The sequence below is a fragment of the Winogradskyella sp. genome (assembly GCF_013213975.1).
Classification (GTDB): Bacteria; Bacteroidota; Bacteroidia; order Flavobacteriales; family Flavobacteriaceae; genus Winogradskyella.
On sequence record NZ_JABSST010000149.1, the window covers coordinates 1 to 2,524 of the forward strand.

A 2,524-nucleotide genomic window follows, 5' to 3' on the forward strand; every position below is an offset into this window, starting at 1 on the left:
GATTAGCTGGTGGTAATGCCGGAGTAGCTTTAGGAAATTTAGGCAGAGCTCAAAGTCAGTTATATGATCAATTTACTAATATTGCTGCTGCTGATCAATCTGTTAGAAGAGGTAATAGACAACAATTTTATGCTGGTGCCGGTCAAGATGAAATGATTAATAGACAAAAATTCCAAGATGAATTATCTCAAACGTTAATGGACAAACAAGCGGGAGCTGGTTTAGTTAATGATGCTTTATCTAATATAAGTAATAGAGGTCAATTCAATAAAACATATGGAAAAGGATCTCCTTATTATGAAATGATGAAATCTACTTGGGAAACTTCTGAACAAGAAAGAATAAATAAATCGGAAGCTCTTAAAACAAATAAACAAAAACATCTTGATCATCATTGGATTGTGAATATGGTTCTCCAAGAATAACTTTCACTTCAGTCTTTGTTAGATTTAAAAGTATCTGAGATTCGATTAAGTCATCAACCATTTTATAACGTTGAGAAGGATTTGATGCCCATTGGTCTTCATTAAAGCGCTCTTCGAAATACCAAATCAATGATGAGCTTATCACAAAGGCTATAAAGAAAAACAATCCTATTTTGTCATTTCTTTTAAGCCTATTTAACCACATATTTTAATTATTTTTTACGGTATTTAATTTTGAAGATAAAAAGTAGTAATACAGAAACCAATGTAATACTATTGGCTAAGATTAATGATAGACTACTAAGCAACAAACCATAGACTAACCACAAAAATACTCCAACAAAAAACATAGATAACATTGGTAAGGATAAGGCTGCTACGTCTTTGGTTTTCCAAGTTTTATAAACCTGGGGCAAAAATGCAGCTGTTGTTAAAACAGCTGCACAAAGCCCTATAATTTCTATATAATTTAAATTTTTCAAATGGTTACCCTACTATATTTACAATCTTGCCGGGAACAACAATTACTTTCTTTGGAGTACGCCCTTGCAATTGTTCTTGTGTTTTCTCGTTAGCCATCACAGCAGCTTCTATATCATCCTTGCTTAAATCTAAAGGCAGCTCCATTGTGAAGCGCATCTTTCCATTAAATGAAATCGGATAATTCTTAGAACTTTCAACCAAATGCTGTTCTTCAAATTTTGGAAAAGCAGCTGTTGATATGGATTCTGAATGTCCTAATTGCTCCCAAAGCTCTTCAGAGATATGAGGGGCATAAGGCGATACTAAAATTAATAACGGTTCTAGTATTGCTTTACTCGTACATTTTTGAGCTGTTAACTCATTTACAGCAATCATAAAGGTAGAAACAGAGGTGTTAAATGAGAAATTCTCAATGTCTTCCTCAACCTTTTTAATGGTTTTATGAAGCGTTTTTAAATTGTCTTTAGTGGGTTCTGCATCAGTGACTTTAAAGCCATTATCGTCATTATATAACTTCCAAAGCTTTTTAAGAAAGCCATGCACTCCTGTTATCCCAGCAGTGTTCCAAGGTTTATATTGTTCAAGAGGTCCAAGGAACATCTCATACAATCGTAAACTGTCCGCTCCATATTGCTCGCAGATCTCATCAGGATTAACCACGTTGTATTTGGATTTCGACATCTTTTCGACATCTCGACCAACTTTATATACATCATCTTCCAATATAAACTCGGCATCTTTGTAATCCGACCTCCAGTTTTTAAAGGATTCTACATCTAATTCATCAGAGGCATTAATAAATGAAACATCGGAATGTATCGATTGAACATTTCTACCTTCAATTAATCCTTTTGAATAAAATTTAGTATCATCAATATCTCTATAAACAAAAGCACTTGTTCCCAATATCATTCCTTGGTTAATCAACTTTTTAAATGGCTCATCCACACCTATAAAACCGCAATCATATAAAAACTTTACCCAAAAACGAGAGTATAATAGGTGACCTGTGGCATGTTCACTTCCACCAATGTATAAGTCGACATTTTCCCAGTACTTTAAGGCTTCTTCACTAGCAAAAGTTTCATTGCGTACCCTGTCTTCCATATACCTAAAGAAGTACCAAGAACTTCCAGCCCAACCTGGCATGGTGTTTAATTCTAAAGGAAAGACCGTTTCATTATCAATTTTATCATTAGAAACAACAGTGTTTTTGGTTGTGTCCCAGGCCCAAATATCGGCACGACCTAAAGGCGGTTCTCCCTCTTCGGTTGGTAAATATTTCTCAACCTCAGGTAGTGTTAACGGTAGATGCTGTCCATCTATCATCTGCGGCATACCCTCAACGTAATATGCAGGAAATGGTTCTCCCCAATAACGCTGTCTTGAAAATACAGCATCACGTAATCTGTAATTGGTTTTACCTTGACCTTGACCTATCTGCTCAAGCTCGTAAATAGCGCGTTTAGTTGCTTTCTTGTAATTTAAACCATCAAGAAAATCACTATTGGCAATAATAGTTTTATCCTTATCAGCAAATGCTTCTTCCGAAATATCTACTCCTTCAAAAATATTTGGAATGTCAATCCCAAAATGCTTTGCAAAAGCGTAATCAC

3 protein-coding genes are annotated in these 2,524 nt (G+C 35.0%); 1 reads left to right on the forward strand and 2 read right to left on the reverse strand.

Annotation, left to right across the window (positions count from 1 at the left end; all coding sequences use genetic code 11):
* Positions 1 to 425 (forward strand): hypothetical protein (locus HRU49_RS14475; RefSeq protein ID WP_296358414.1); only part of this gene is annotated, 425 nt, incomplete at its 5' end.
* A gap of 212 nt (positions 426 to 637) precedes the next feature.
* On the opposite strand, the gene HRU49_RS14480 is transcribed toward HRU49_RS14475, so the two are convergent.
* Both HRU49_RS14480 and HRU49_RS14485 read right to left on the reverse strand, forming a co-directional pair.
* Positions 638 to 907: a SemiSWEET transporter gene (locus tag HRU49_RS14480; RefSeq protein ID WP_296358415.1), complete on the reverse strand. Its 270-nt coding sequence runs from the start codon at positions 905 to 907 to the stop codon at positions 638 to 640.
* Positions 908 to 911: 4 nt separating this feature from the next.
* Positions 912 to 2,524 (reverse strand): class I tRNA ligase family protein (locus HRU49_RS14485; protein WP_296358417.1); only part of this gene is annotated, 1,613 nt, incomplete at its 5' end.